The sequence below is a fragment of the Frigoribacterium sp. AC759 genome (assembly GCF_979256015.1).
In genome coordinates this window covers 1-233 of the sequence record NZ_CEEDMT010000210.1, presented here as the reverse complement: position 1 = coordinate 233, position 233 = coordinate 1, and the positions used below count along the sequence as shown (strand labels likewise).

Sequence of the window (233 nt, the reverse complement as noted above, 5' to 3'; positions counted from 1 at the left end):
TGCCAGCGCAGCTCGTCGACGCCGGGAGACGCCAGGCTGGTCCGCGCGTTCAGGAAGTTGTCGACCATCAGCCGCATCATCACGGCTGGCGTGTGCCAGCCGCTGGCGATCAGCCCGCCGAAGGGGCCGTCGGCCGCGCCGAGGGGATCCAGGTGCAGGGTGTGCGGGTCGAAGTCGGCCGCGAAGCCCACGATGGAGCTCTCGGTCACCTCGACGGGGCCGTACGTCCCACC

The 233-nt window shown here is 71.2% G+C and carries 1 protein-coding gene; it reads right to left on the bottom strand.

What is annotated here, in order from left to right; translation table 11 throughout:
- Nucleotides 1-233: MaoC/PaaZ C-terminal domain-containing protein (locus ACZ6JE_RS15695; protein ID WP_464319554.1), on the bottom strand; the 233-nt coding region annotated here is incomplete at both ends.